Origin of the sequence: Streptomyces sp. NBC_00377 (assembly GCF_036075115.1) — a bacterium.
GTDB lineage: Bacteria > Actinomycetota > Actinomycetes > Streptomycetales > Streptomycetaceae > Streptomyces.
In genome coordinates, this window is the sequence record NZ_CP107958.1 from 6183555 (window position 1) to 6206295 (window position 22741).

Annotated in this window: 17 protein-coding genes; 12 read left to right on the forward strand and 5 right to left on the reverse strand. The window is 72.3% G+C overall.

Annotated elements, in window-relative coordinates:
- Nucleotides 1-90: 90 nt before the first annotated feature.
- Both OHS71_RS27505 and OHS71_RS27510 read right to left on the reverse strand, forming a co-directional pair.
- Nucleotides 91-660 carry a hypothetical protein gene (locus OHS71_RS27505; protein WP_328481999.1) on the reverse strand — a complete coding sequence of 190 codons (570 nt, stop codon included), beginning with the start codon at nt 658-660 and terminating at the stop codon, nt 91-93.
- A 382-nt stretch (nt 661-1042) separates the two neighbouring features.
- Nucleotides 1043-1546, reverse strand: coding sequence for a gamma-glutamylcyclotransferase family protein (locus OHS71_RS27510; protein WP_328482000.1), 504 nt, complete (start codon nt 1544-1546; stop codon nt 1043-1045).
- A 176-nt stretch (nt 1547-1722) separates the two neighbouring features.
- Here OHS71_RS27510 and OHS71_RS27515 point away from each other — a divergent pair, with 176 nt between their 5' ends.
- From OHS71_RS27515 to OHS71_RS27525, 3 genes are all read left to right on the forward strand, one after another.
- Nucleotides 1723-3369 (forward strand): M4 family metallopeptidase, encoded by a 1647-nt coding sequence (locus OHS71_RS27515; RefSeq protein WP_328482001.1) that lies wholly within the window; start codon nt 1723-1725, stop codon nt 3367-3369.
- A gap of 262 nt (nt 3370-3631) precedes the next feature.
- Entirely contained in the window at nt 3632-4144 is a 513-nt protein-coding gene (locus OHS71_RS27520; RefSeq protein ID WP_328482002.1) for a hypothetical protein, read from the forward strand.
- Between the two features lie 353 nt (nt 4145-4497).
- Nucleotides 4498-5205, forward strand: coding sequence for a DUF6215 domain-containing protein (locus tag OHS71_RS27525; RefSeq protein ID WP_328482003.1), 708 nt, complete (start codon nt 4498-4500; stop codon nt 5203-5205).
- A gap of 133 nt (nt 5206-5338) precedes the next feature.
- Here the strand turns inward: OHS71_RS27525 and OHS71_RS27530 are convergent, their stop codons facing one another.
- The gene (locus OHS71_RS27530) at nt 5339-6880 is read right to left on the reverse strand and encodes an MFS transporter (RefSeq protein WP_328482004.1); all 1542 of its coding nucleotides are present in this window, start codon (nt 6878-6880) and stop codon (nt 5339-5341) included.
- Between the two features lie 213 nt (nt 6881-7093).
- Between OHS71_RS27530 and OHS71_RS27535 the strand changes: the two genes are divergently transcribed.
- Complete coding sequence (locus OHS71_RS27535; protein ID WP_328482005.1) at nt 7094-7834, forward strand: TetR/AcrR family transcriptional regulator; 741 nt, start codon at nt 7094-7096, stop codon at nt 7832-7834.
- Between the two features lie 66 nt (nt 7835-7900).
- Here the strand turns inward: OHS71_RS27535 and OHS71_RS27540 are convergent, their stop codons facing one another.
- Nucleotides 7901-10087, reverse strand: a complete 2187-nt coding sequence (locus tag OHS71_RS27540; protein ID WP_328482006.1) for a molybdopterin oxidoreductase family protein — start codon at nt 10085-10087, stop codon at nt 7901-7903.
- A gap of 496 nt (nt 10088-10583) precedes the next feature.
- Between OHS71_RS27540 and OHS71_RS27545 the strand changes: the two genes are divergently transcribed.
- From OHS71_RS27545 to OHS71_RS27555, 3 genes are read left to right on the forward strand one after another with little or no spacing between them, the layout of a single operon-like run.
- Entirely contained in the window at nt 10584-12176 is a 1593-nt protein-coding gene (locus tag OHS71_RS27545; protein ID WP_328482007.1) for an amino acid adenylation domain-containing protein, read from the forward strand.
- Nucleotides 12173-13417, forward strand: a complete 1245-nt coding sequence (locus OHS71_RS27550; RefSeq protein WP_328482008.1) for a hypothetical protein — start codon at nt 12173-12175, stop codon at nt 13415-13417. The genes OHS71_RS27545 and OHS71_RS27550 overlap by 4 nt, the downstream gene beginning before the upstream one ends.
- Nucleotides 13418-13433: 16 nt before the next feature.
- Entirely contained in the window at nt 13434-14219 is a 786-nt protein-coding gene (locus tag OHS71_RS27555) for an enoyl-CoA hydratase-related protein (protein ID WP_328482009.1), read from the forward strand.
- A 287-nt stretch (nt 14220-14506) separates the two neighbouring features.
- Here OHS71_RS27555 and OHS71_RS27560 read toward each other — a convergent pair whose 3' ends face one another.
- Nucleotides 14507-15190 carry a SanA/YdcF family protein gene (locus OHS71_RS27560; RefSeq protein WP_328482010.1) on the reverse strand — a complete coding sequence of 228 codons (684 nt, stop codon included), beginning with the start codon at nt 15188-15190 and terminating at the stop codon, nt 14507-14509.
- Nucleotides 15191-15370: 180 nt separating this feature from the next.
- Here OHS71_RS27560 and OHS71_RS27565 point away from each other — a divergent pair, with 180 nt between their 5' ends.
- From OHS71_RS27565 to OHS71_RS27585, 5 genes are all read left to right on the forward strand, one after another.
- Nucleotides 15371-16237: a sirohydrochlorin chelatase gene (locus OHS71_RS27565; protein WP_328482011.1), complete on the forward strand. Its 867-nt coding sequence runs from the start codon at nt 15371-15373 to the stop codon at nt 16235-16237.
- A gap of 332 nt (nt 16238-16569) precedes the next feature.
- Nucleotides 16570-17853 (forward strand): deoxyguanosinetriphosphate triphosphohydrolase, encoded by a 1284-nt coding sequence (locus OHS71_RS27570; RefSeq protein ID WP_328482012.1) that lies wholly within the window; start codon nt 16570-16572, stop codon nt 17851-17853.
- Between the two features lie 145 nt (nt 17854-17998).
- Nucleotides 17999-19264 (forward strand): NAD(P)/FAD-dependent oxidoreductase, encoded by a 1266-nt coding sequence (locus OHS71_RS27575; protein WP_328482013.1) that lies wholly within the window; start codon nt 17999-18001, stop codon nt 19262-19264.
- Between the two features lie 41 nt (nt 19265-19305).
- Nucleotides 19306-21201, forward strand: a complete 1896-nt coding sequence (dnaG, locus tag OHS71_RS27580) for a DNA primase (RefSeq protein WP_328482014.1) — start codon at nt 19306-19308, stop codon at nt 21199-21201.
- Nucleotides 21202-21304: 103 nt separating this feature from the next.
- Nucleotides 21305-22684 carry an RNA polymerase sigma factor gene (locus tag OHS71_RS27585; protein ID WP_443047066.1) on the forward strand — a complete coding sequence of 460 codons (1380 nt, stop codon included), beginning with the start codon at nt 21305-21307 and terminating at the stop codon, nt 22682-22684.
- Nucleotides 22685-22741 lie beyond the last annotated feature (57 nt).

Below are 22741 nucleotides of genomic sequence, written 5' to 3' on the forward strand. Positions count from 1 at the left end.
GACCCCGTGCCCCCTCCGGGCCGCGAGGGGCGTCGGACCCGGAGGGGGAGGGGCGTGCGGTACCGGCGGACGGACAGCGGAGGGTGTCCGTCAGATCCCGTCGCCTCTCGCCCGGCGATGCAGGAGCCAGGTACCGCCCGCGGCGGCGACGGCGAGAGCCGCCACACCGGCCGCGGTCTGTACGGGGTCGGGGCCCAGTGCGCCGCCGACCCCCGTCTTCACACTTCCCCGTGGAGGCACCGGCTGCCGGTCCGAGGTCAGCACGACCACCAGGTCACCGCTGACGCGCCGCCCGCCCGCGGCGCACTCCGCGACGATCTCGTACGTCCCCGGCTGCGCGCTCGGCGGCACCCGGAACCGTCCGACCGCCTCGCCCTCGTGCGCGCCGGGCGCGAGCGGGAAGCGACCGGCGCCCACCGCCCCGGCGTCGCCCACGGCCGCTCCGCCGGCCCCGCACGCCGCCGTGCCGACCGAGACCTGCCCGCCCGGCACCGCGGTGGAGGGGTACACCTCCAGGCTTCCGGCACGGGTACCGGCCTCGACGCCGTGCGCGGGCCCGGCGAAGGCGGCCGCGGCGACGACGGCGAGCGCGGTACCGCTCAGCAGACGTGCGGTACGGCACGCGGTGCGGCGTGCGGTACGACGGGCGATGCGTCGCATCGGTGCTCCTTCGAGCTCTTCGAGTCTCCCTGCCCTTCCGAGGTAAGTCGCAGGGACGCGAGCGCGCTTCCTGAGGGTGTGTCAGGAATGGGATGAACGGGTGTCAGATGTGCGGACGGAACACGCAACTGCGCGCCCGTTTCAGCAGGTCACCGCAGTGGGGCCGGCGCCGCACGGAAAAGCGCCCCCAGGAGGGGTGAACGGGTGACCGCCCCTTCCGAAACCGGCGGACGGTTGCGGACGGCCCGGCCTGCGGCCGTCCGCCGGCGGGCGCCGACGCGGGGCCCGCGCGAACCGCCCTGACGGGGACGGCTGCCGTGGGACGGGGGAGCGGCCGCTGGCGGCGGGGGCGATGCGGGGACGACTCGCCGCGGGGGCGGTGTCACCGTCGGGCGAGCCAGTCCCCGCCCTCGATCAGCGCCCCCCGGGCCCGGAGACGGGCCGCGACGGCCGGTGCGGCGACGTAGACCCAGGCGCGGACGGACAGCGGAGCGGAGCCGTCCCCGCGGGCCGTCACCTGCGCCCCTGCCTCCGTCGCCACCCCTGCCTCCGTCGCCACCCCTGCCTCCGTCGCCACCCCTACCTCCACCTCGCGAGCGACCCGCTCGTACAGGTTGCTCGGGTCGCCCGGCGCGTACTCCTCCAGCCGGTCGAGTTCGGCCAGCAGTCGCCCGTACGCCCGGGGATGGGGCGTGACGAGGGCGCCGGCCACCGATCCGCCCGGTGCCTCCACCGCGTAGGGATAGCCGGGGCCTCGGTACAGCACCGCCCCCGCCAGCCGCGCCGGCTCCTCGCGGAGGGTGCGGCCGCGCAGGAGGAGGTCGTGGTTGACCTCGCCCGGCCGAAGGGTGCCGTAGACGAAGAAGGGGAGTCCCGCAGCGCTCACGGAAACGATTCTCTCCCCTTCACCGCCCTCTCACCGGTCCCTCGCGTAGGGCTATGGACATGACATGTCATGCCCACTTAAATGCCAGGACGACGTCAGCGCCACCTCCACAGGCCACCCACAGGCCACCCCCACACGCGCCCCCACGGCGCCTTCTCGAGGAGACCGAGACACTGATGAGTCGGATACGGCAGCACGTCCGAGGTTCCCGTCTCGCCACCGCCGGCATCGCCGCCACCACGGCCACGCTCCTGGCCGCCGTACTCTCCCCGGTCGCCGACGCGGCCGACAGACCGACCCGGGAGACCGCGCTCGACAACGCGGCGGCGGCCCTCGCCGACCGCGCGACGACTCTGGGCCTCACCTCCGGACAGAGCACATCCGTCCGTGACGTGGTCGTCGACAAGGACGGCACCCAGCACGTCCGCTACGACCGTACCTACCGTCAACTCCCCGTGCTCGGCGGCGACTTCGTGGTGCATCTCGCTCCCGACGGCGCGTACCGCAGCGCGGACCGGGCGACCCGGGCGGCGATCTCACTCGCGAGCATCACCCCGAAGGTGCCGGCCCCCGAGGCCGCCGACATCGCCGTGAACGCCCTGCGCGCGGCCCACCTCGGCAAGACGCTGAAGCAGGTGAAGGCCAAGCCGCAGCTGGTCGTCGACGCCCTGCACGGCGTCCCGAAGCTGGCCTGGCGGACCAATGTCGTCGCCCTGGACCCGCTCGGCAACCCGGTCGCCCGCGCGGTGCTGACCGACGCCCGCACCGGCGCCCGGATCGACGCCTGGGACACCATCGAGACCGCCACGGGCGACGGCAAGTCCCTGTACGGCGGCACGGTTCCGCTGGAGACGATCCTGTCGGGATCGACGTACCAGCTCAAGGACCCGACGCGCGGGAACACGTACACCGGCGACGCGGCCAACAAGACCGACCTGTGCATCTTCGGCATCTGCATCAGCCGCGCCCCGGCGACCCTGTTCACGGACGCCGACAACCACTGGGGCACCGGCGCCACGACGGACCGCTCGACGGCCGCCGTCGACGCCCAGTACGGCACCAACGCGACCTGGGACTACTACAAGAACGTGCACGGCCGCAACGGCATCGGCAACGACGGCAAGGGCTCCTACAACCGCGTCCACTACGGCAACAGCTACAACAACGCTTTCTGGGACGACAGTTGCTTCTGCATGACCTACGGCGACGGTGACGGCACCCAGCTCGGCCCGCTGGTCGCCCTGGACGTGGCAGGGCACGAGATGTCCCACGGCGTGACCTCGAAGACGGCCGCGCTCGCCTACTCGGGCGAGTCGGGCGGTCTGAACGAGGCGACGTCCGACATCTTCGGCAGCCTGGTCGAGTTCCACGCGGGGAACGCCTCCGACACCGGCGACTACCTCATCGGCGAGAAGATCGTCCGCTCCGGCTTCGGCCGCGACGCCCTGCGCTACATGGACAAACCGAGCAAGGACGGCAACTCCGCCGACTACTGGAGCAGTTCGGTCGGCAACCTCGACGTCCACTACTCGTCCGGGGTCGCCAACCACTTCGCCTACCTGCTCGCGGAGGGCAGCGGCACGAAGACCGTCAACGGCGTCACCTACAACTCCCCGACGTCCAACGGCTCGACACTCACGGGCATCGGCCGCGACAAGCTCGGCGCGATCTGGTACCGCGCCCTGACCGTCTACATGACGTCCTCGACGAACTACGCGGCGGCGAGGACGGCCACCCTGAACGCGGCCCGCGACCTCTACGGCGCGGGCACCACGGAGTACAACGCGGTGGCCGCGGCCTGGTCCGCGGTCAACGTCAACTGACCCATCCCGCCCGCCCTTTGACGCCCGGCGCGGCCGCCCTGTCCCGAGGACCGGTGCGGCCGTGCCGCGTCGCGTGGGCACACACGCGCCGCGCGCGCCCGGCCCCTGGTCCGCGCGCGTGAAGGTGAAGCGGAGCTTCCCCTTCACCGCGTAACGCCTCGATCACGCTTTGCCGTTCCGGCCGCCCCCGGGGATTTCCTCCTGCGGATCATGCAGGTGAGCCCCAGTGGTTCGCACGGGGGTACCACGGAAAGGTGTTCGGATGAAAACCGCCATCCGGCGTTCGGCCGCGACCACGGCCGCGTTCCTGCTCGCTTTCGGAGGGCTGACCGCCCTGACGGTCACGCCTGCTCAGGCCGACGATTTCGCGTGCAGCTACCAGGACAAGACGTTTTCCACGCCCGGGGACAACACGTACGTCGAGATCGAGTTGTGCATCCGGCGGGTCGCCGACGGCTACGAGGCCACCGCCGACGTCAGCTGGTTCAACGGGGGCACCAGCAGCGTCGACGGCAATCGGAAGTTCGACCGGTTCGACGTTCAGGTGCGCGTCGAGCAGTACGTCTCGGGCTCGGACGACGTCAAGGGAAGCCGCACCTGCGACATCCAGTACAACGTCAACAGCTTCCCGCGGTCCAGCCAGCTCTGCTCCAAGTTCGTCACCCACAACCGGACCGCCACGTGGAGCGCCGACGGAAAGGTCGTCTACGACATCGACCGCGACGGCGAGGGCGCCTCCACCTGGAACCTGACCGGCTCACCGCGGATCGACTGACCTGTTGACCGGGTGAGCGTGAATCGGCTGACCGGTTGACCGGCTGACCGTGGACCGGCTGACCGGCTGGCTGGGGACCGGTCGACCGAAGCCTGTCTGCCGAATGCCCGTCCGTCCGGCCGGCCGCCGGTCGATCGACCGGCGGCCGGGCCCGGGTCCCGCGTCCACTGCCGGGGGACCCGGGCTCGGAGACTCCTTCGTGCTCTTCGTGCTCTTCGTGCTCTTCGTGCTCGGCGCGGCGGCTTCCCGGATCGCCGTGTGAAGGAATCGTGCTTCCCCGTGGCTGGATCACCCGTTACGCTCCCCCAGCGCGCACACGGCGCGAGCAGGGGGTACCGGGGGTAATGGGGGACATGACCGAGGAAGTTGCCGCGCCCGAGAAGGGCCCGAACGCATGGGTTCAGGCCATCGCGGCGCTGGTGGTGGTCGGGGCGCTCGGGGGCGGGCTGTACGTGATCCAGCAGAACGACGCCAAGGCGGCCGACAAGCCGGCGAGCTGCCGGCTCGACGACGAGGACAAGAAGGCCGCCGAGAAGGCGAAGGCGGCGCACCGCGTTTCGGGGACGCAGCTGTGCACGGCGCTGAACCGCGCGGACCTGCCGACGCTTCTCGGCACCCCGCAGGAGCACGCGCTGACGGCGTACGGCAGTGACGGTTCGGTCAGGACGGCGGGCGCCGCCGAGATCCCTTCCCCGGAGGGCACCGTCCAACTGGACACGTACACGGTGAAGCTCTCGCGGTCCTACGACGAGCTCCCCATCGCGGGGATGGAGGACCTGCTGAACGAGGCGGAGTCCAAGACGGTGCTGGGGCACCCCGCGGTGCTCTACTCGAGCCGGACGTTCGCCATCAGCTTCGATCTCAGCGGCAGCGGCAAGTCGGACACCGGCCCCGGCGGCATCGCCCGTGCCCTGGTCGTCGCCCCGGACACCAAGGACGGCGGCGGCTCGTACGAACTCGCCATCTGGCGCCAGGACGACGTGCGACCGGACGACACGGCACTGCTGCGCGTCGCGCAGGAGGTCCTGCCCCTGATCCCGGGCTGGACGACCGCCGGCTGACGCCCGGCCGGCCGTGCCGGACGGCTTCGCACGCGCCGGACACGGCAGAGGGCCGGCACCCCGCAGGGTGCCGGCCTCGTCGCCGCGTGAGCCGCCCCACCGGGACGACCGGGTGAACCGGCCGTGTGGCGTTTCAGGCGACCGGTTCCGGTTCCTGCGCCCGGATCCCGGTCGCGGGCCGCTCCGGCTTGCGGTCCCGCATGACCAGGGCCGCCAGGACCGCCGCCGCCAGGACGCCGATCGCGCTGACCGTGAAGGTCGTCGTCATCGAGGCGGTGAAGGCCTCCCGGGCCGACCGGACCAGGCCCGTGTCCTGTCCGGCCACCGCCAGCGCCCCGCCGATCGACTGCCGGGCCGCCTCGGGGGCGTCGGACGGCATCTCGGCGGCGAAACCGCTGGTCAGCAGGGAGCCGAGAATCGCGATACCGAGGGCGGTGCCGGCCTGCTGGATGGTGTCGTTGAGGGCCGAGCCGACGCCCGCCTTCTCCTCGGGGATGGTGCTCATGAGCGCGCCGACGGCGGCCGGCATCGCCAGGCCCGCGCCGAGGCCGAGCAGCCCGAGGGCGATCGCCGGGACGGTGAAGCCCGAGTCGGCGTCGACCGTCGTCAGCAGGGCGAAGCAGGCGGTCATCACGAGCATCCCGGACAGGATCACGAAACGGTTGCCGATCTTCTCCGCCAGCTTCACGCCCACGCCGTTGCCGAGCAGCGCGGCGACGGCGAGGGGCAGGAAGGCGAGGCCCGCCTTGACGGGCGAGTAGCCGAGGACGAACTGGAGGTACTGGGTGAGGACCAGCAGGAGACCGCCGTTGCCGATCTGGACCAGGGCCAGCGAGAGCGAACCACCGCTGAAGTTGCGGTGCTTGAAGAGGGCCAGGGGGACCATCGGGGCGGAGGTGGCGTTCTCCCAGATCACGAAGCCCGCCAGACCGACCGCGGCGACCGCCAGCGAGAGCGTGGAGCGGCCCCCGAACGCGCCGTGCTGCGGAAGCTCGATGATCCACCAGACCAGTGCGGTCATACCGACCGCGGAGAGCACGGCGCCCAGCGGGTCGGGCTTCTGCCAGGGAGCCCGGGACTCCGGCATCAGGACCACCGCGGCGACGACGGCGAGCCCGACGACCGGGACGTTGACGAGGAAGATCGAGTGCCAGGAGAAGTGGTCGATCAGGACGCCGCCGAGGACCGGGCTGCCGACCAGTCCCAGCATCGACACCGAACCCCAGGCGGCCATCGCCCTGCCGCGCTCCTCGTCGTCGAAGACGGTGATGAGGATCGAGAGGGTGGAGGGCATGATCAGCGCCCCGCCGACGCCCATCGCGGTGCGTACGGCGATCACCTCGCCGGGGGTGGTGCAGATCGTCGCGGCCAGTGAGGCAGCCCCGAAGAGCAGCAGGCCGATCAGCATCACCTTCCGGCGTCCGAAGCGGTCGCCGAGGCTGCCGGAGGTCAGCAGGAGGCCGGCGAAGACCAGGATGTAGGAGTCGAGGATCCACTGGGTGTCCTGGGCGCTCGCGCCGATGTCCTTGGTCATCGAGGGGACCGCGACGGTCAGCGCCATGCTGTCGATCGTCAGGACCACCGTGCTCAGGCACAGCACGACGAGGATCCACCAGCGGCGGGGGTCGCGACGGTCCTGCGCGGTCTCCTCGAGACGTTGCGTCGGGGCTTCCATCGGAGGCGTCCTCTCGTCCTGCGCACAGCGTTCCACGTTGCGCACACTGTTCCGGTATCGGCGTACGGTGTTCCGTCCGATGCGCACACTGTACGCATGGGGGAACGATGTGCGCAACCATCGAACTCTGTACGCTGGGGCGCACGATGTACGCAGTCGTATGCCTGCGCACCTGCCGATCAGGTATCTGCGCACCGAGGAACCGGAGGGCCCGTGGCCGCCAGGACGAAGAACCCCCACCCCGTGCCGTCCGTCTGGGCCAGGGAGCGCCGTGAGCCGGACCAGCCGACGCTCAGCCGGGAGTCGATCGTCCGCGAGGCGATCGCCATGCTGGACGCCGACGGCATCGAGGCGCTGAGCATGCGCAAGCTGGGCGCCCGGCTGAACGCCGGCGCGACCTCCCTGTACCGGCACGTCGCCACCAAGGACGAACTGATGGAGCTGGCCGTCGACGAGGTCGCCGCCGAGATCCACGTCCCGTCCGCCGACGGCGCCGACTGGCGTGCCGCCGTCACCGACGCCGCCGGCTCCTTCCGCGCGACGGCGCTACGGCACCCCTGGCTGTCGTCGGTCCTCGGCCAGGCCGGTCTCGCCTACCTCGGCCCCAACCTCATGGCCTTCGCGGAGCGGCTGGCCGCGCTGTTCACGGCCGCGGGCTTCGGCGAGCCGGGCCGCGCCATCGAGCCCGTGCTGAGTTACGTCATCGGCGTGAGCACCACCGAGGCTGCCTGGCTCACCACGGTCGCCCGCTCCGGCGAGACCGAGGTCGACTTCATCGCCCGCCTGATGCCCGCCGCCCAGCAGGCAGCCGCCCCCTACGCCCATCTCGCCGAGGACTACGCCACGAGCGCCGCCGACGCGACGGACCCGGTCGCGCTGCGCGAGGACAAGTTCACCTACGGCCTGGAGGTCGTCCTGGACGGCCTCGCGCTGCGACTGCCGGGCGCCCGCTAGGAACCGGCCCGCCGGCCGCGCTACCGCGCTCCACCGGGCCCGTACCCTCAGGACCTCCGAGGACCCCTAGGGCCTCGCGATCTCCACCCGCACCGCGCACACCTTGAACTCCGGCATGCGCGAAGTGGGGTCCAGCGCCGGGTTGGTGAGGTTGTTGGCGCGGCCTTCACCGGGCCAGTGGAAGGGCATGAACACCGTGTCCGGGCGGATCCCGGTGGTGATCCGGGCCGGCGCCACCGCCCTCCCGCGCCGCGACACCACGGCCAGCGGGTCGCCCTCGGCCGCTCCGAGCCGCGCCGCCAGCCGGGGGTGGAGTTCCACGAACGGGCCCGGCGCGGCGGCGTTCAGCTCCTCCACGCGCCGGGTCTGGGCGCCGGACTGGTACTGCGCCACGACCCGCCCGGTGGTGAGCAGCACGGGATAGTCGTCGTCCGGTTCCTCGGCGGCCGGACGGTGCGACACCGGCACGAATCGCGCCCGTCCGTCCTCCGTGGCGAACCGGTCGAGAAAGAGCCGAGGCGTACCGGACACCCGCCCTTCGCCCCCTTCACCCCTTTCGCCACCCGTCCCGTCACTTCCCTGCGCCGGCTCGCCGCCCCCGCTGCCGGCCTCCGCGCCCCCGTCGCCCGCCCCGGTCCCGGTCTCCGCCGGGCAGGGCCAGAACACTCCTTCGCCCGCGCCCCGCGTCAGCCGCTCGTAGCTGATGCCGGAGTAGTCCGCGACACCGCCCGCGCTGGCCCGACGAAGCTCCTCGAAGACCTCCTCGGGGTCGGTCGGGAACCCCTTCTCGACGCCCAGCCGCTCCGCCAGCCCGTGCAGGACCTCCAGGTCGCTGCGCACCCCCTCAGGCGCGGTGATCGCCCGGCGGCGCAGCAGCACCCGTCCCTCCAGGCTGGTCGTCGTCCCGGTCTCCTCCGCCCACTGGGTGACGGGCAGGACGACGTCCGCGAGGGCCGCCGTCTCCGACAGGACGACATCGCACACGGCGAGGAAGTCCAGGGACCTGATCCGCTCCTCGACATGCGCGGCACGCGGCGCCGACACCACAGGGTTCGACCCCATCAGCAGCAGCGAGCGCACGTCGGACCCCAACGCGTCGAGCAACTCGTACGCGCTGCGTCCGGGCCCCGGCAGCGAGTCGGGATCCACGCCCCACACCCCGGCGACGTGCCGTCGTGCCGCCGGGTCGTCCAGCTTGCGGTAGCCGGGCAGCTGGTCGGCCTTCTGGCCGTGCTCGCGTCCGCCCTGGCCGTTGCCCTGCCCGGTCAGACAGCCGTAGCCGCTGAGCGGCCGTCCCGCCCGTCCCGTCGCCAGACACAGGTTGATCCACGCGCCGACCGTGTCGGTGCCCTTGGACTGCTGCTCCGGCCCGCGCGCGGTGAGCACCATCGCGGCCTCGGGCTCGCAGAACAGCCGCGCCGTCTCCCGGAGCTGTGGAACGGACACCCCCGTGATCCGTTCCACGTACTCCGGCCAGTGCGCCATGGCGGCCGCCCTCGCGTCCTCCCAGCCGGCGGTCCGCTCCCGCACGTACTCCTCGTCGACCCGGCCCTCGGCGACGATCAGGTGCAACAGGCCCAGCGCCAGGGCGAGATCCGTGCCCGGCCGGGGCGCGAGGTGCAGGTCGGCCTGTTCGGCGGTCTTCGTGCGGCGCGGATCGATGACGATCAACGTGCCGCCGTTGTCCCGCAGTTCACTGAAGAACCGCAGAGCGGGCGGCATGGTCTCCGCGAGGTTGGATCCGACCAGGATCACGCACCCCGTCCTCGGGATGTCCTCCAGCGGGAAGGGCAGCCCCCGGTCGAGCCCGAACGCCCTGATGCCGGCCGCGGCCGCGGACGACATGCAGAAGCGGCCGTTGTAGTCGATCTGCGAGGTGCCGAGCACGACCCGCGCGAACTTGCCGAGCGCGTACGCCTTCTCGTTCGTCAGCCCGCCCCCGCCGAACACCCCGACCGCGTCGGCCCCGTGCTCGGACCGCACCCTCGCCAGCTCCCCGGCGATCCGGTCCAGTGCCTCTTCCCAGGTGGCCGGCACCAGTGAACCGCCGGACCGCACCAGCGGGGAGGTCAGCCGCACCCGCGAGGAGAGCACCTGCGGCGCCGTACGGCCCTTGCCGCACAGCGCGCCCCGGTTCACCGGGAAGTCCGGGCGCTCGACCACCTCGACGCCCCCCGTGGGCAGGGGCGACAGGGCCATCCCGCACTGCAGGGCGCAGTACGGGCAGTGGGTGGGCGTCGAGGTGGTCGGCATACGCCCCAGCGTGCTTCGGCCGTGTTACGCGCCGTGCGGCCTCCTGTTACGGCGGTGTGGTGGTGCCCTCCCCGCCGGACCCCGGCCCGCGTGAGGAGTGCCGTGAGGAGACCTCTCCCGGGAGGGCCGCGAGGAGCACCGTGGTGGGCGCACAGCGCCCCACCTGAAGTCGTCGCAGCTCGCACAGAAGTTGCCTCTGATCCGGAAGACGCCACACGTGACTCATTCGCTATCGGTAGTTGGCCGATCACGCATGGTTGAAAGGTGAAGGGCCAGCAGTAGAGTCGACGCTCATCAGCCGCGCGGTCTCATGGCAGCGCGCGGTCTCATGGCAGCGCACGGCCTCTGGCAGCGCACGGCCTCTGGCATCGCACGACCCACACCCTCGCACCACCCCGCACGGCATCGCACGACCCCGCACGGCTTTCGAATTCCCGGGCGCGCCGCCGCCCCGGACATGTCATCGAGACTCGAAGCAGCCTGGAGGTCCCCCGACATGCCTCTGCGCCACCTCACCCCCCGCGATCAGCGTCTTTTCCTGCAATACGGCCACGGCCCGGCCGTTCCCGTCCCGGACCCGCTGATCCACCACGCCGTCGAACGGCACGCCACCGCCACCCCGCACGCGATCGCGGCCGAACACCAGGGCGCGACCCTCACCTACGCCGAGCTGAACCGTCATGCCGACGCCCTCGCCGCCCGCCTGGTCCGCGAGGGCGTCGGTCCCGGCGATCGTGTCGGCCTCTTCGTCCGCCGCTCGATATCCATGGTCGTGGGCCTGCTCGGCATCCTGAAGGCGGGCGCGGCATATGTCCCTCAGGACATCGGCGTCGCCCCCAGGACCCAGCTCGACCACGTGGTCCGCACCGCGGCCACCGCCGTGGTCCTCACCCAGCGCGAGCACGTTTCGAGGGTCCCGGCCGGCCCGCGCGTGATTGTCCTCGGCGACCCCCGTGACGTCCTCCTCGGCGACCCTGGTGACGTCCCCCTCGGGCTCCTCCTCCCCGCCCCTCCCCGCAGCGGCCCCCTCGCCCCGGCCCTGTCCTCCCGCCCCCGGGTCACCCCCGACCACGGCTGCTACGTCCTGTTCACCTCCGGCACCACCGGTCGCCCCAACGGCGTGGAGGTCACCCACCGCAACGTCGCCAACATCCTCCTCACCAGCCCCGGCTCCCTCGGTATCCGCCCCGGCGACCGCGTGGCCCAGCTGCTCAACATCGCCTTCGACATGGCCGCCTGGGAGATCCTGGGATGCCTCGCGCAGGGCGCCACCCTGGTCATCCGGGGCAAGGACGTCGCCGAGGCCGCCCGCACGGCCACCGTGCTGATCGCCACTCCGACGGTCCTGTCCGGCATCGACCCGGCGGCCTGTCCCCGGGTGCGCGCGGTGGCCGTCGCCGGGGAACCCTGCCCGCGCCCGCTGGCGGACCGCTGGGCGCGCCGCGCGGACTTCTTCAACTGCTGCGGCCCCACCGAGACGACCATCGTCAACACGATGAGCCGCCACGACCCGGCCGCCCCGCTGCTGACGATCGGCCGACCCACCCCGAACAACACCGTCTACGTCCTCGACGCCGACCGCCGCCCCCTGCCGATCGGCGAGGTCGGTGAGATGTGGGCGGGCGGCGCCTGCGTGTCCGTGGGCTACCTGGCCAACGAGCCGCTGAACGAAGAGCGGTACGCTCCCGACCCCTTCCTCGGCGGCGGCCATCGGATGTTCCGCACCCGTGACCTCGGCCGCTGGACCCCAGGCGGTGAGCTGGAGCATCTCGGCCGCACCGACGACCAGGTCAAGGTGCGCGGCTTCCGTGTCGAGCTGGACTCCGTGTCGTCGGTCCTGGAGGGCCTCCCCGGCTGCGTCCGCGCGGTGACCCTCAAGCGCGACGCCCGCAGCCTGGTCTCCTTCGTCTGCCCGGCCGACGTCGACCCGGCCGCGGCCCGCCGCGCGGTCGCCGAAGCGCTGCCGTACTACTGCGTGCCCGAAGATGTCATGCCCCTGACATTTCTGCCGGAGACCGACCGCGGCAAGATCGACAAACAGGCCCTGCTGAGAATGGCCCAGGAGCGACTGGCGGTGGGCGCCCGGTGACGACCTCGCTGAACCGGTCGGAGACCGAACTGCCGCCCGTCACGAAGCTCCGCCGCCTGCTCAAACACCCCCGGCTGATGCACCACAACCGCCTCGTGGCCCTGGTGATCGTCCTCAACCTGGGGTACGCGTACGAGAATCGGACCCTGTCCGATCGGTCACTCGGTCACGCCGTCCTCGCCAATCTCGCGCTGGCCGTCCTGATCCGCCAGCAGTACGTCGTCAACCTCCTCTTCCGGCTGGCGACTTCGGCCCCCACGCACTGGCCGCTGCGGCTGCGCTGGATGCTCGGAAAGGTCTACCACTTCGGCGGACTGCACGTGGGCGGGGCGCTCGCGGGAACGGTGTGGTTCCTGGCGCTGGCGCTCAGGACGACGAACGGGTCTCTCATGGCCGTGAGTTGGACGCTGATCGCCCTCCTGGCGCTGATCGTGGGGACGGCTCTTCCCCCCTTCCGCTCCCTCCACCACGACGCCTTCGAGAAGATCCACCGGTTCGGCGGCTGGAGCGCCCTCGCCCTCTTCTGGACGCACACCCTGATGTCCGCGCCGGATCCCCTGTCCCTGTCGGCCCTCGCACTCGTGACGTTCAGCGTGGCACTGCCCTGGCTGCGGCTGCGCAGGGTCGACGTACGCACCGAACGCCCTTCCCCACACGTGGCGTTGGCGCGCTTCGACTACGGCGAGACCCCGTTCGCCGGCTCCTCGACCGCCATCAGCCGCAGCCCGCTCAAGGAGTGGCACTCCTTCGCCAACGTCCCGGCCCCCGGCGAGTCCGGCTTCCGGCTCACGATCTCGCGGGCGGGCGACTGGACCGGCTCCTTCATCGACGACCTGCCGTCGAAGGTGTGGACGAAGGGCATCACCACGGCCGGGGTCGCCAACATCGAGGTCCTGTTCGAGAGGGTGGTGTACGTGGCGACCGGCAGCGGCATCGGCCCCTGTCTGCCCCACCTGCTGGCCGCCGAGGTCCCCTCCCGCCTGGTCTGGGCGACCCGCGACCCCCGCGCGACCTACGGCGACGCCCTCGTCGACGAGATCCTCGCCGTCCAGCCGCAGGCCGTCGTCTGGGACACGTCCCGCGAGGGCAAGCCGGACATGGTGGCGCTCGCGTACGCCGCGTACCGGGACTTCGGCGCGGAGGCGGTGATCTGTATCTCCAACAAGAAGCTGACCTGGCAGGTGGTGCACGGGCTGGAAGGGCGCGGGATTCCGGCGTACGGCGCGATCTGGGACTCGTAGAGGAGGCGATGGAACGGTGACAACGGACAACCCGACGGACAACCTGAAGCTGGAACGCGAGGGCGCGGTCGTGACCGTGCGCCTGCACCGCCCGCACGTCCTGAACGCGCTGAACTCCGCACTGCTCGCCGAACTCCTCGAAGTCCTGCGCCCGTTGGACGCCGACCCGGAGGTCGGCTGCTTCGTGGTCACGGGGTCGGAGCGGGCGTTCGCCGCCGGGGCCGACATCAGGGAGATGGCGGGGAAGTCGGCCGTGGAGATGGCGGAGGAGGACTACTTCTCACGCTGGGAGGAGTTCGCCGATCTGCGCACCCCGAAGATCGCGGCCGTGGCCGGCGTCGCTCTCGGCGGCGGCTGCGAGCTGGCGATGATGTGCGAGCTGGTGATCGCGGGGGAGTCGGCGGTGTTTGGCCAGCCGGAGATCAGGCTCGGTGTGGTCCCGGGCATCGGCGGCACCCAGCGGCTGACCCGTCTGGTCGGCCGGGCGAAGGCGATGGACCTCGTCCTCACCGGCCGCACGATGGACGCGCGGGAGGCGGAGGCGTGCGGCCTGGTCTCCCGTGTGGTGCCCGACGAGCGCGTCCTGGCCGAGTCCCTGACCGCGGCGGCGACCATCGCCTCGTACGGCCGCACTGCGGTCCGGGCGGCCCGTGAGTGCGTGGACCGTGCCCTGGAGACCGGCCTGCGCGACGGCATCCGCTACGAACGCCGGGTGTTCCACGCCCTGTTCGCCACCGAGGACCAGAAGGAGGGCATGGCCGCGTTCCTGGAGAAACGGCCCCCGGTCTTCCGGGGACGTTGACAGCCGGGGGCAGTCGACCGGGCCGGGGCCGGGACCAGCAGGCGCCGCCTGCCCCCGCCCCCGGTCGTTCCCGGTCCGCCCCCGTCCCGTCCCCGGTCCCGTCCCCGTCCCCGCCCCCGCCCCCGCCCCCGCACCGGTCTCGCCCCCGACCTTTGGGTGCGGGAGCACGTACCTCCACGCAGTCCTCGCGCGGACCTCCACGCAGTCCTCGCGCGGACCTCCAGGCAGTCCTCGCGCGGACCTCCACGCAGTCCTCGCGCGGTCCCCACCCAGAGGCCACGCCCCGGTCACCCCGAGGCCGCCAGGGCCAGCGCCCTCGTCACCCCGGGTTCCTTCGGCCCGAGGAACCGGGGGTCCGGCTCGAACACGGCGTCCAGGGCAGCCTTACCGGCCGCGAGGACCTCCCGGGCGCCCCCGTAGTACCAGGTCACGTCATGCTTGGCGGCGACGCCGACCCCGTACGAGTCCACCCCCGCCGCCTCGCACAGGGCGACGGCCCGCCGGATGTGGAAGTCCTGGCTGATCAGTACGGCCCTGTCGACCCCGAAGATCTTCTTGGCGCGGACGCAGGAGTCCCAGGTGTCGAAACCGGCGTAGTCGCTGACGATCCGCGCGTCGGGCACCCCGTGCCCGGTCAGATAGGCGCGCATCGCGTCGGGCTCGTCGTAGTCCTCACGGCTGTTGTCACCCGTCACGAGCACGACCTCGATACGGCCCTCCCGGTACAGCTTCGCCGCGGCGTCCAGCCGGTGCGCGAGATACGGCGAGGGCTCGCCGTCCCACAGACCGGCGCCGAAGACGACGGCGACCTCGGTGCGCGGCGCGTCGGCGGTCGTACCGAGCCGGCAGGACGTGGACACGTACAGCCAGGTGGCCGGCAGCAGCGCGAGCACGCACCCGGCCATCACGGCCTGCACCAGCCGCCGCCGCCCGGCACGGGTGCGCGGCAGCCGCGGTCGACGGATGTGCATACGGTGTCCCCCCAGGTCGTGAGCCCCTACGGCCCGGAAAGACGCAGCCCACTGTGATCCGGTTCGCTCACGTGCCACGAGCCACATCTCACACCGGCCCCCGGCACGGCGTGAACGACCCGAAAACACTCGTGACGGTCAGGCAACCGGGGTGCAACCTCGTGCCGTCAGGATCTGTTCATGACGGCGTCGCCCTCGCAGTACGACGAGTCCGAAGTCCACCTCGACAGTACGGCGCACATCATGAACCGGATCAGCTCCCAGCTCGCCAGCCAGCTCAGCCTCGTCCAGCACGACGGCCGCCGGCGTCCCGGACCGCCCGCGCTGGTCGTCGTCGCCCACGGCAGCCGCGACCCGCGCGCGCTGAGCACCGTCCGCACGCTCCTGGACCGCGTCCGCGAGCAGCGCCCCGGCCTGTCGGTGCACCTCGGCCACATCGAGCTCAACGAGCCGCTGCTGACGGACACCCTCGCCGGCCTCGACGCCGACGGCACGGCGGACGCCGTCCTGGTCCCCCTCCTGCTGGCCCGCGGCTACCACGTCAAACGGGACATCCCGGAGATGGCCGCGAAGGCGAGGGTGCACACGCGCGTGGCCGCGCCGCTCGGCCCGCACCCGCTCCTCGTGGAGACCCTGTACGCCCGCCTGGTTGAGGCGGGGTGGCGCACCGACATGACGGAGGCGGAACGCCGGACGAGCGCGGTCGTCCTCGCGGCGGCGGGCTCCCGCGACCCCGACTCGGCCGTCGACACCCGCCGCACTGCCGGCCTCCTGGCGCGGCGCCTGGGCGTGCCGGTGGTCCCCGCGTACGCCTCCACCGCGACCCCGACCGTCCCGACGGCGCTGCGGGCCCTGGCCGCGCGGGGCCGCGACCGGGTGGCGGTCGCCTCCTACTTCACGGCCCCCGGCCGCTTCGCGACGGAGTCCGCGGCGGCGGCCCCCTGGATCGCGTCCGCCCCCCTGGGCACCCACCCGGCGATGGCGAGCCTGCTCCTGCACCGCTACGACCAGGCATGGCAGATGAGCAACTCCAGCAAGGCCGCCTGACGGCACGCGGGCGCGCGCGAGAACCCACGGCCCGCCCGCACCCGCCCGTGCCCGGCACGCGGCGGCCTGGCGAAGTGGCGTGGGCGCACGCGTCCGCTGACCGCCCCGCACCCGCCGGTGTCCGGCACGGACAGTCCCGGCGAAGTGGCGCGGCCCTGCCCGTCCGCTGACCGCCCCGCACCCGCCCGTGTCCGGCACGCTGCGGCAGCCCGGCGAAGTGGCGCGGCCGGATCGGCCGCTGACCGCCCCGCACTCGCCGGTGACCGGAACGCGGCGGCTCGGCGGGCGCCTCGTGGCGCCCGATTGTCACCGCTGCCGCTTACTGTCGAGACATGGAAGGCACCGCACACCTCGACACCGCCTATGACCCGACGTCAGTCGCCCGCTGGGCGCCTGAACCCGACAAACGGCCGGGCCGGACCGCCTTCCAACGAGACCGTGCCCGCATCCTGCACTCCTCGGCGCTGAGAAGGCTCTCGGGCAAGACGCAGGTGGTGACGCCGGGCACCCGCACCGACGCCTGGGACGCCACCCCCCGCACCCGCCTCACCCACTCCCTGGAGTGCGCCCAGGTGGGCCGCGAACTCGGCGCCGCCCTCGGCTGCGATCCCGATCTGGTCGAGGCGTCCTGCCTCTCCCACGACCTCGGGCACCCCCCGTTCGGGCACAACGGCGAACAGGCGCTGAACGAGTTCGCGCGGGACTGCGGCGGCTTCGAGGGCAACGCCCAGTCGCTGCGGCTCCTCACTCGCATCGAACCCAAGCGCTTCACCGCCGAGGGCTCCGTGGGCCTCAACCTCACCCGTGCCACCCTCGACGCCGCCACCAAGTACCCCTGGCCCCGAGGCGCCCACCCCGTCGACCCGGCATCCTCCAAGTTCGGCGTCTACGAGGACGACCGGCCCGTGTTCGACTGGGTCCGTGAAACGGCCCCGGGCACGCGCACGTGCTTCGAGGCGCAGGTCATGGACTGGGCCGACGACGTGGCGTACTCGGTGCACGACGTCGAGGACGGCCTGCACGCGGGGCACATCGACCCCAACTGCCTGCACGCCGAACCGGAGCGCCAGGAGATCTTCCGGGTCGCCGTCGGCCGCTACGTCCCGGGCGGCACCGATCCGGCCGAACTCGCCGCCGCCCTCGACCGCCTCCAGGACCAGGACTGGTGGCCGCACGGCTACGACGGCACGGCGGCCGCCCAGGCCCGTCTGAAGGACGCCACCAGCCAGCTCATCGGCCGCTTCTGTCTGGCCGCCGAGGGCGCCACCCGCACGCGGTACGGCACCGGCCGCCTCACCCGCTACGACGCCGAGCTCGTCGTACCCGACGAGGCGCGCCTGGAGTGCGCGGTCCTCAAGGCTGTCGCCGACCGGTACGTCATGCAGCGCGCCGAACAGGAACGGCTGCGCGCCGACCAGCGCGTCGTCATCACCGAGCTCGCCGAGGCGCTCACCGCCCGCGCCCCCGACGGCCTGGACCCCCAGTTCCACGCCCTGTTCGAGCAGGCGGGCGACGACCGCGCCCGCAAGCGGGTGATCGTCGACCAGATCGCCTCCCTCACCGACGCCTCGGCCCGCTCGCTTCACAGCCGTCTGACGGGGCAGACGAGACCCTGACGAGTGCGTACCGGGCGCGCCCGAGGTGCGTCCGAACGGGGCCCGAACGTGACCCAGCGTGCCCTGATCGGGCACGTCCCCCTTCCCCCATCACGCTGCGTGCGGGACGCTCGCATGTGGCGGCACCCCTACGAGGAGGCATCACGTGGTCGACGCGGATCAGACATTCGTCATCGTCGGAGGAGGCCTGGCCGGCGCCAAGGCGGCCGAGACGCTGAGGGCGGAGGGCTTCACCGGCCGCGTGATACTGATCTGCGACGAGCGCGACCACCCCTACGAGCGACCGCCCCTCTCCAAGGGCTTCCTGCTCGGCAAGGAGGCGCGGGACAGCGTCTTCGTGCACGAGCCGGCCTGGTACGCGCAGAACGACATCGAACTGCACCTGGGCCAGACCGTCGACGCGATCGACCGCACCGCGAAGACGGTCCGCTTCGGCGACGACGGCACACTCGCCCACTACGACAAGCTGCTCCTGGCCACCGGCGCGGAGCCGCGCCGGCTCGACATCCCCGGCACCGACCTCGCCGGCGTGCACCATCTGCGCCGGCTCGCGCACGCCGAGCGCCTGAAGGGCGTCCTCGCCTCCCTCGGCCGGGACAACGGCCACCTGGTGATCGCCGGCGCCGGCTGGATCGGCCTGGAGATCGCGGCGGCGGCCCGCGAGTACGGCGCCGAGGTCACCGTCATCGAGCCGGAGCCCACCCCGCTGCACGGCGTCCTCGGCCCGGAGCTCGGGAGCGTCTTCGCCGACCTGCACCGCGAGCACGGCGTCCGCTTCCACTTCGGCGCCCGGCTCACCGAGATCGTCGGCCAGGACGGCATGGTCCTCGCCGTCCGCACCGACGACGGCGAGGAGCACCCGGCGCACGACGTCCTCGCCGCGATCGGCGCGGCCCCCCGGACAAGCCTCGCGGAGGCGGCGGGCCTCACCCTCGCCGACCGCGCGCACGGCGGCGGGATCGCGGTCGACGCCCGGCTGTGCACCTCCGACCCCGACATCCACGCGGCCGGCGACGTCGCGTCCTTCCCGCACGGCCTCTTCGACACCCGGCTGCGCGTCGAGCACTGGGCCAACGCCCTCAACGGCGGCCCGGCGGCCGCCCGCGCGATGCTCGGCAAGGAGGTCGCCTACGACCGCGTGCCCTACTTCTTCTCCGACCAGTACGACCTGGGCATGGAGTACAGCGGCTGGGCCCCGCCGGGGACGTACGACGAGGTGGTCATCCGGGGCGACGCCGGCAAGCGGGAGTTCGTCGCGTTCTGGCTGCACGAGGGCCGTGTCCTCGCCGGGATGAACGTGAACGTGTGGGACGTCACAGAGCCGATCCAGAAGCTGATCCGCGCCCGGACCCCCGTGAACACGGACGCCCTGGCCGACCCGCACGTCCCCCTGGAGGGTCTCGCCCCGTAGCGCGCCCCTCGGGTGTCGGCGCGCCCCCGTAGAATCACCTCGTGGCAGGACGGATCAACGACGAGGACGTGAAGGCGGTACGGGACGCGGTCCCGATCGACGCCGTGGTGTCCGAGTACCTCCAGCTGCGCAACGCGGGCGGCGGCAACCTCAAGGGCCTCTGTCCGTTCCACGACGAGAAGTCGCCGTCCTTCCAGGTCAGCCCGAGCAAGGGACTCTTCCACTGCTTCGGCTGCCAGGAGGGCGGCGACACCATCTCGTTCGTGATGAAGGTAGACCACCTCACCTTCTCCGAGGTGGTCGAGCGGCTCGCCGCCCAGGCCGGCATCACCCTGCGCTACGAGGAGGGCGGCTACAACCCCGCCCACCAGCGCGGCGAACGCATCCGTCTCGTCGAGGCGCACAAGGTCGCCGCCGAGTGGTACGCGGAACAGCTCGCCACCGGGCCCGAGGCGGAGACCGGCCGGGTCTTCCTCGCCGAGCGCGGCTTCGACCAGGCCGCGGCCCTCCACTTCGGCGTCGGCTACAGCCCGCAGGGCTGGGACCACCTCACCCGTTTCCTGCGCGGCAAGGGCTTCACCGACAAGGAGCTGCTGCTCTCCGGGCTTGCCCAGGAGGGGCGCCGCGGGCCCATCGACCGCTTCCGGGGCCGTCTGATGTGGCCCATCCGCGACATCGGCGGCGAGGTGGTCGGCTTCGGCGCGCGCAAGCTCTACGAGGCGGACAACGGGCCCAAGTACCTCAATACGCCCGACACCGCGATCTACAAGAAGTCCCAGGTGCTGTACGGCATCGACCTCGCCAAGCAGCACATCGCGAAGACCAGCCGGGCGGTCGTCGTCGAGGGCTACACCGACGTCATGGCCTGCCACCTGGCCGGTGTCACCACCGCCATCGCGACCTGCGGCACGGCCTTCGGCGGCGACCACATCAAGATCCTCCGCCGGCTGCTGATGGACAACGGCAGCGCCCGCGTCATCTTCACCTTCGACGGCGACGCGGCCGGCCAGAAGGCGGCCCTGCGCGCCTTCGAGGACGACCAGAAGTTCGCCGCCGAGACGTACATCGCCATCGCGCCGGACAACATGGACCCCTGCGACCTGCGCCTGGCCAAGGGCGACGAGGCGGTCGCCGACCTGGTCGAACCCCGCACCCCCCTCTTCGAGTTCGCACTGCGCCAGATCGTCGTCCGCTACGACCTCGACACCCCGGCCGGCCGCGCGGCCGCGCTCGACGAGGCCGCGCCCATCGTCGCCCGCATCAAGAACAGTGGCGCCCAGCACGAGGTCGCCGTCCAGCTGGCCGGCATGCTCGGCATCCTGGACACCCAGTTCGTCGTCAAAAGGGTTGCCCAGCTGGCCCGTTGGGCCCGCGACCGAGGTGGCAAGGGTCCGGCGCCGGCCCGGGGCCCGCAGCCGTACGAGTCCGCCGCCCGGCCGCCGGGCGGCGGCCCCGCCCTCAACCTCCGCAACGCCGTCTACGCCACCGAACGCGAGCTGCTCAAGCTCGCCCTGCAACGCCCCGAGCTGGTCTCCCCGGCCTTCGACGCGTACGGGATCGACGAGTTCACCGCCGCCCCCTACGCCGCCGTACGCCAGGCGATCCAGGACGCGGGCGGCGCCGAGTACGGCGTCAAGGACGGACAGGAGTACCTCGTCCGGGTCCGGGAGGCAGCACCCGACGACGCGGTCCGGGCCATGGTGACCGAGCTGGCCGTCGAGGCGATCATGCGCCGCACGGTCGACGAGAACTACGCGGGCGAGCAGTTGGTGACGGTCCGTCGGCGGGCCGTGGCGCGCCGGCTCACCGATCTCCAGAGCACACTGACGCGTCTCGGCCACACGGACCCGGCCCAGTCGGCCGCCGTCCAGAACGAGATGATGATCCTGACCAGGTACGACAGGGCGTTGCAGCACGAGGGCCCGTCCGCTCTCTGAGCCGCCGCCCGCGGCAGGGTAGCCGCGCGGTCACGGACCGGACGCAAAAAGTCGCCGCACGCCCCTCGTGGCGGCTGTGTGTCGTACTCCACACTGGGGTGCGGTGCCTGAGTCCTCGGAGCGCGGCCGATCCCGGAGGGACGCGGCGTGGCCGCCGACTCCGCCCCCCGAAGTACCGCTGCTGCTCACCTCAGCAGCGATCATCCTGGAGGTCGCCCCCGTGCAGACCCAGACCCTGACCCAGTCCGTCAGCACTGCCGAGAGTACGGCCGGTACCACCGGTACCAGTACGGCCGACGGCACCGAACCGGACGCCGAGGCCGACGTCCTGAACGCCGTCCCGCCGCAGAACCGTCCCGCGCACCACCCGGAGACCCGGACGGAGACAGCCGCGCCGCCAGACGCGGAAACGGACGCGGAGACGGACGCGGAGACGCAGAGCGAGCAGGAGTCCGAGCCGCCTGCCGAGGCCCTGCTGGACGCCCCCGAAGGCGCCTCCGAAGGAACCCCCGAGGACGTTCCGGAGCTCCTCCAGCCGCCGCGCGCCCGTCCCCGCGCCACCGACAGCGGCAGCCCCTCCTCCGACCTGTTCCGGCAGTACCTGCGGGAGATCGGCCGCATCCCGCTGCTCACCGCGGCCGAGGAGGTCGACCTGGCCCGCCGCGTGGAGGCCGGCCTGTTCGCCGAGGAGAAACTGAGCGGCGCGAGCGACCTGGACAGCCAACTGGCCCTCGACCTCGACCGGTTGGTCGTCCTGGGCCGGATGGCGAAGCGCCGCCTCATCGAGGCCAACCTGCGGCTCGTGGTCTCCGTCGCGAAACGGTACGTCGGGCGCGGGCTCACCATGCTCGACCTCGTCCAGGAGGGCAACCTCGGCCTGATCCGGGCGGTCGAGAAGTTCGACTACGCCCGCGGCTACAAGTTCTCCACGTACGCCACCTGGTGGATCCGCCAGGCCATGTCCCGCGCGCTCGCCGACCAGGCCCGCACCATCCGCGTCCCGGTCCATGTCGTCGAACTCATCAACCGGGTCGTCCGCGTACAGCGCCGGATGCTCCAGGAACGCGGCTACGAGCCGACCGCCGAAGAGGTCGCCGCCCAGCTCGACCTGCTGCCGGAGCGCGTCGGCGAGGTCCTGCGCCTCGCCCAGGAACCGGTCTCCCTGCACGCCCCGGTGGGCGAGGAGGACGATGTGGCCCTCGGCGACCTCATCGAGGACGGCGACGCGGCCAGCCCCGTCGAGTCGGCGGCGTTCCTGCTGCTGCGCGAGCACCTCGAGGCCGTGCTCTCCACCCTCGGCGAACGCGAGCGGAAGGTCGTCCAGCTGCGCTACGGCCTGGCGGACGGCCGGCCGCGCACCCTGGAGGAGATCGGCCGCATCTTCGGCGTGACGCGCGAGCGGATACGGCAGATCGAGTCCAAGACCCTCAACAAACTCCGCGACCACGCCTTCGCGGACCAGCTCAGGGGCTACCTCGACTGAGCGGGACCCCGACCGGGCGGAGCCGCTCGCCCTCACCCGATGCGAGCGGCCCCCGTC

Coding starts and splice junctions, on each gene's coding strand:
- OHS71_RS27505 (WP_328481999.1), bottom strand. CDS start 660: ATGCGACGCATCGCCCGTCGTACCGCACGCCGCACCGCGTGCCGTACC.
- OHS71_RS27515 (WP_328482001.1), top strand. CDS start 1,723: ATGAGTCGGATACGGCAGCACGTCCGAGGTTCCCGTCTCGCCACCGCC.
- OHS71_RS27520 (WP_328482002.1), top strand. CDS start 3,632: ATGAAAACCGCCATCCGGCGTTCGGCCGCGACCACGGCCGCGTTCCTG.
- OHS71_RS27525 (WP_328482003.1), top strand. CDS start 4,498: ATGACCGAGGAAGTTGCCGCGCCCGAGAAGGGCCCGAACGCATGGGTT.
- OHS71_RS27530 (WP_328482004.1), bottom strand. CDS start 6,880: ATGGAAGCCCCGACGCAACGTCTCGAGGAGACCGCGCAGGACCGTCGC.
- OHS71_RS27540 (WP_328482006.1), bottom strand. CDS start 10,087: ATGCCGACCACCTCGACGCCCACCCACTGCCCGTACTGCGCCCTGCAG.
- OHS71_RS27545 (WP_328482007.1), top strand. CDS start 10,584: ATGCCTCTGCGCCACCTCACCCCCCGCGATCAGCGTCTTTTCCTGCAA.
- OHS71_RS27560 (WP_328482010.1), bottom strand. CDS start 15,190: ATGCACATCCGTCGACCGCGGCTGCCGCGCACCCGTGCCGGGCGGCGG.
- OHS71_RS27565 (WP_328482011.1), top strand. CDS start 15,371: ATGACGGCGTCGCCCTCGCAGTACGACGAGTCCGAAGTCCACCTCGAC.
- OHS71_RS27570 (WP_328482012.1), top strand. CDS start 16,570: ATGGAAGGCACCGCACACCTCGACACCGCCTATGACCCGACGTCAGTC.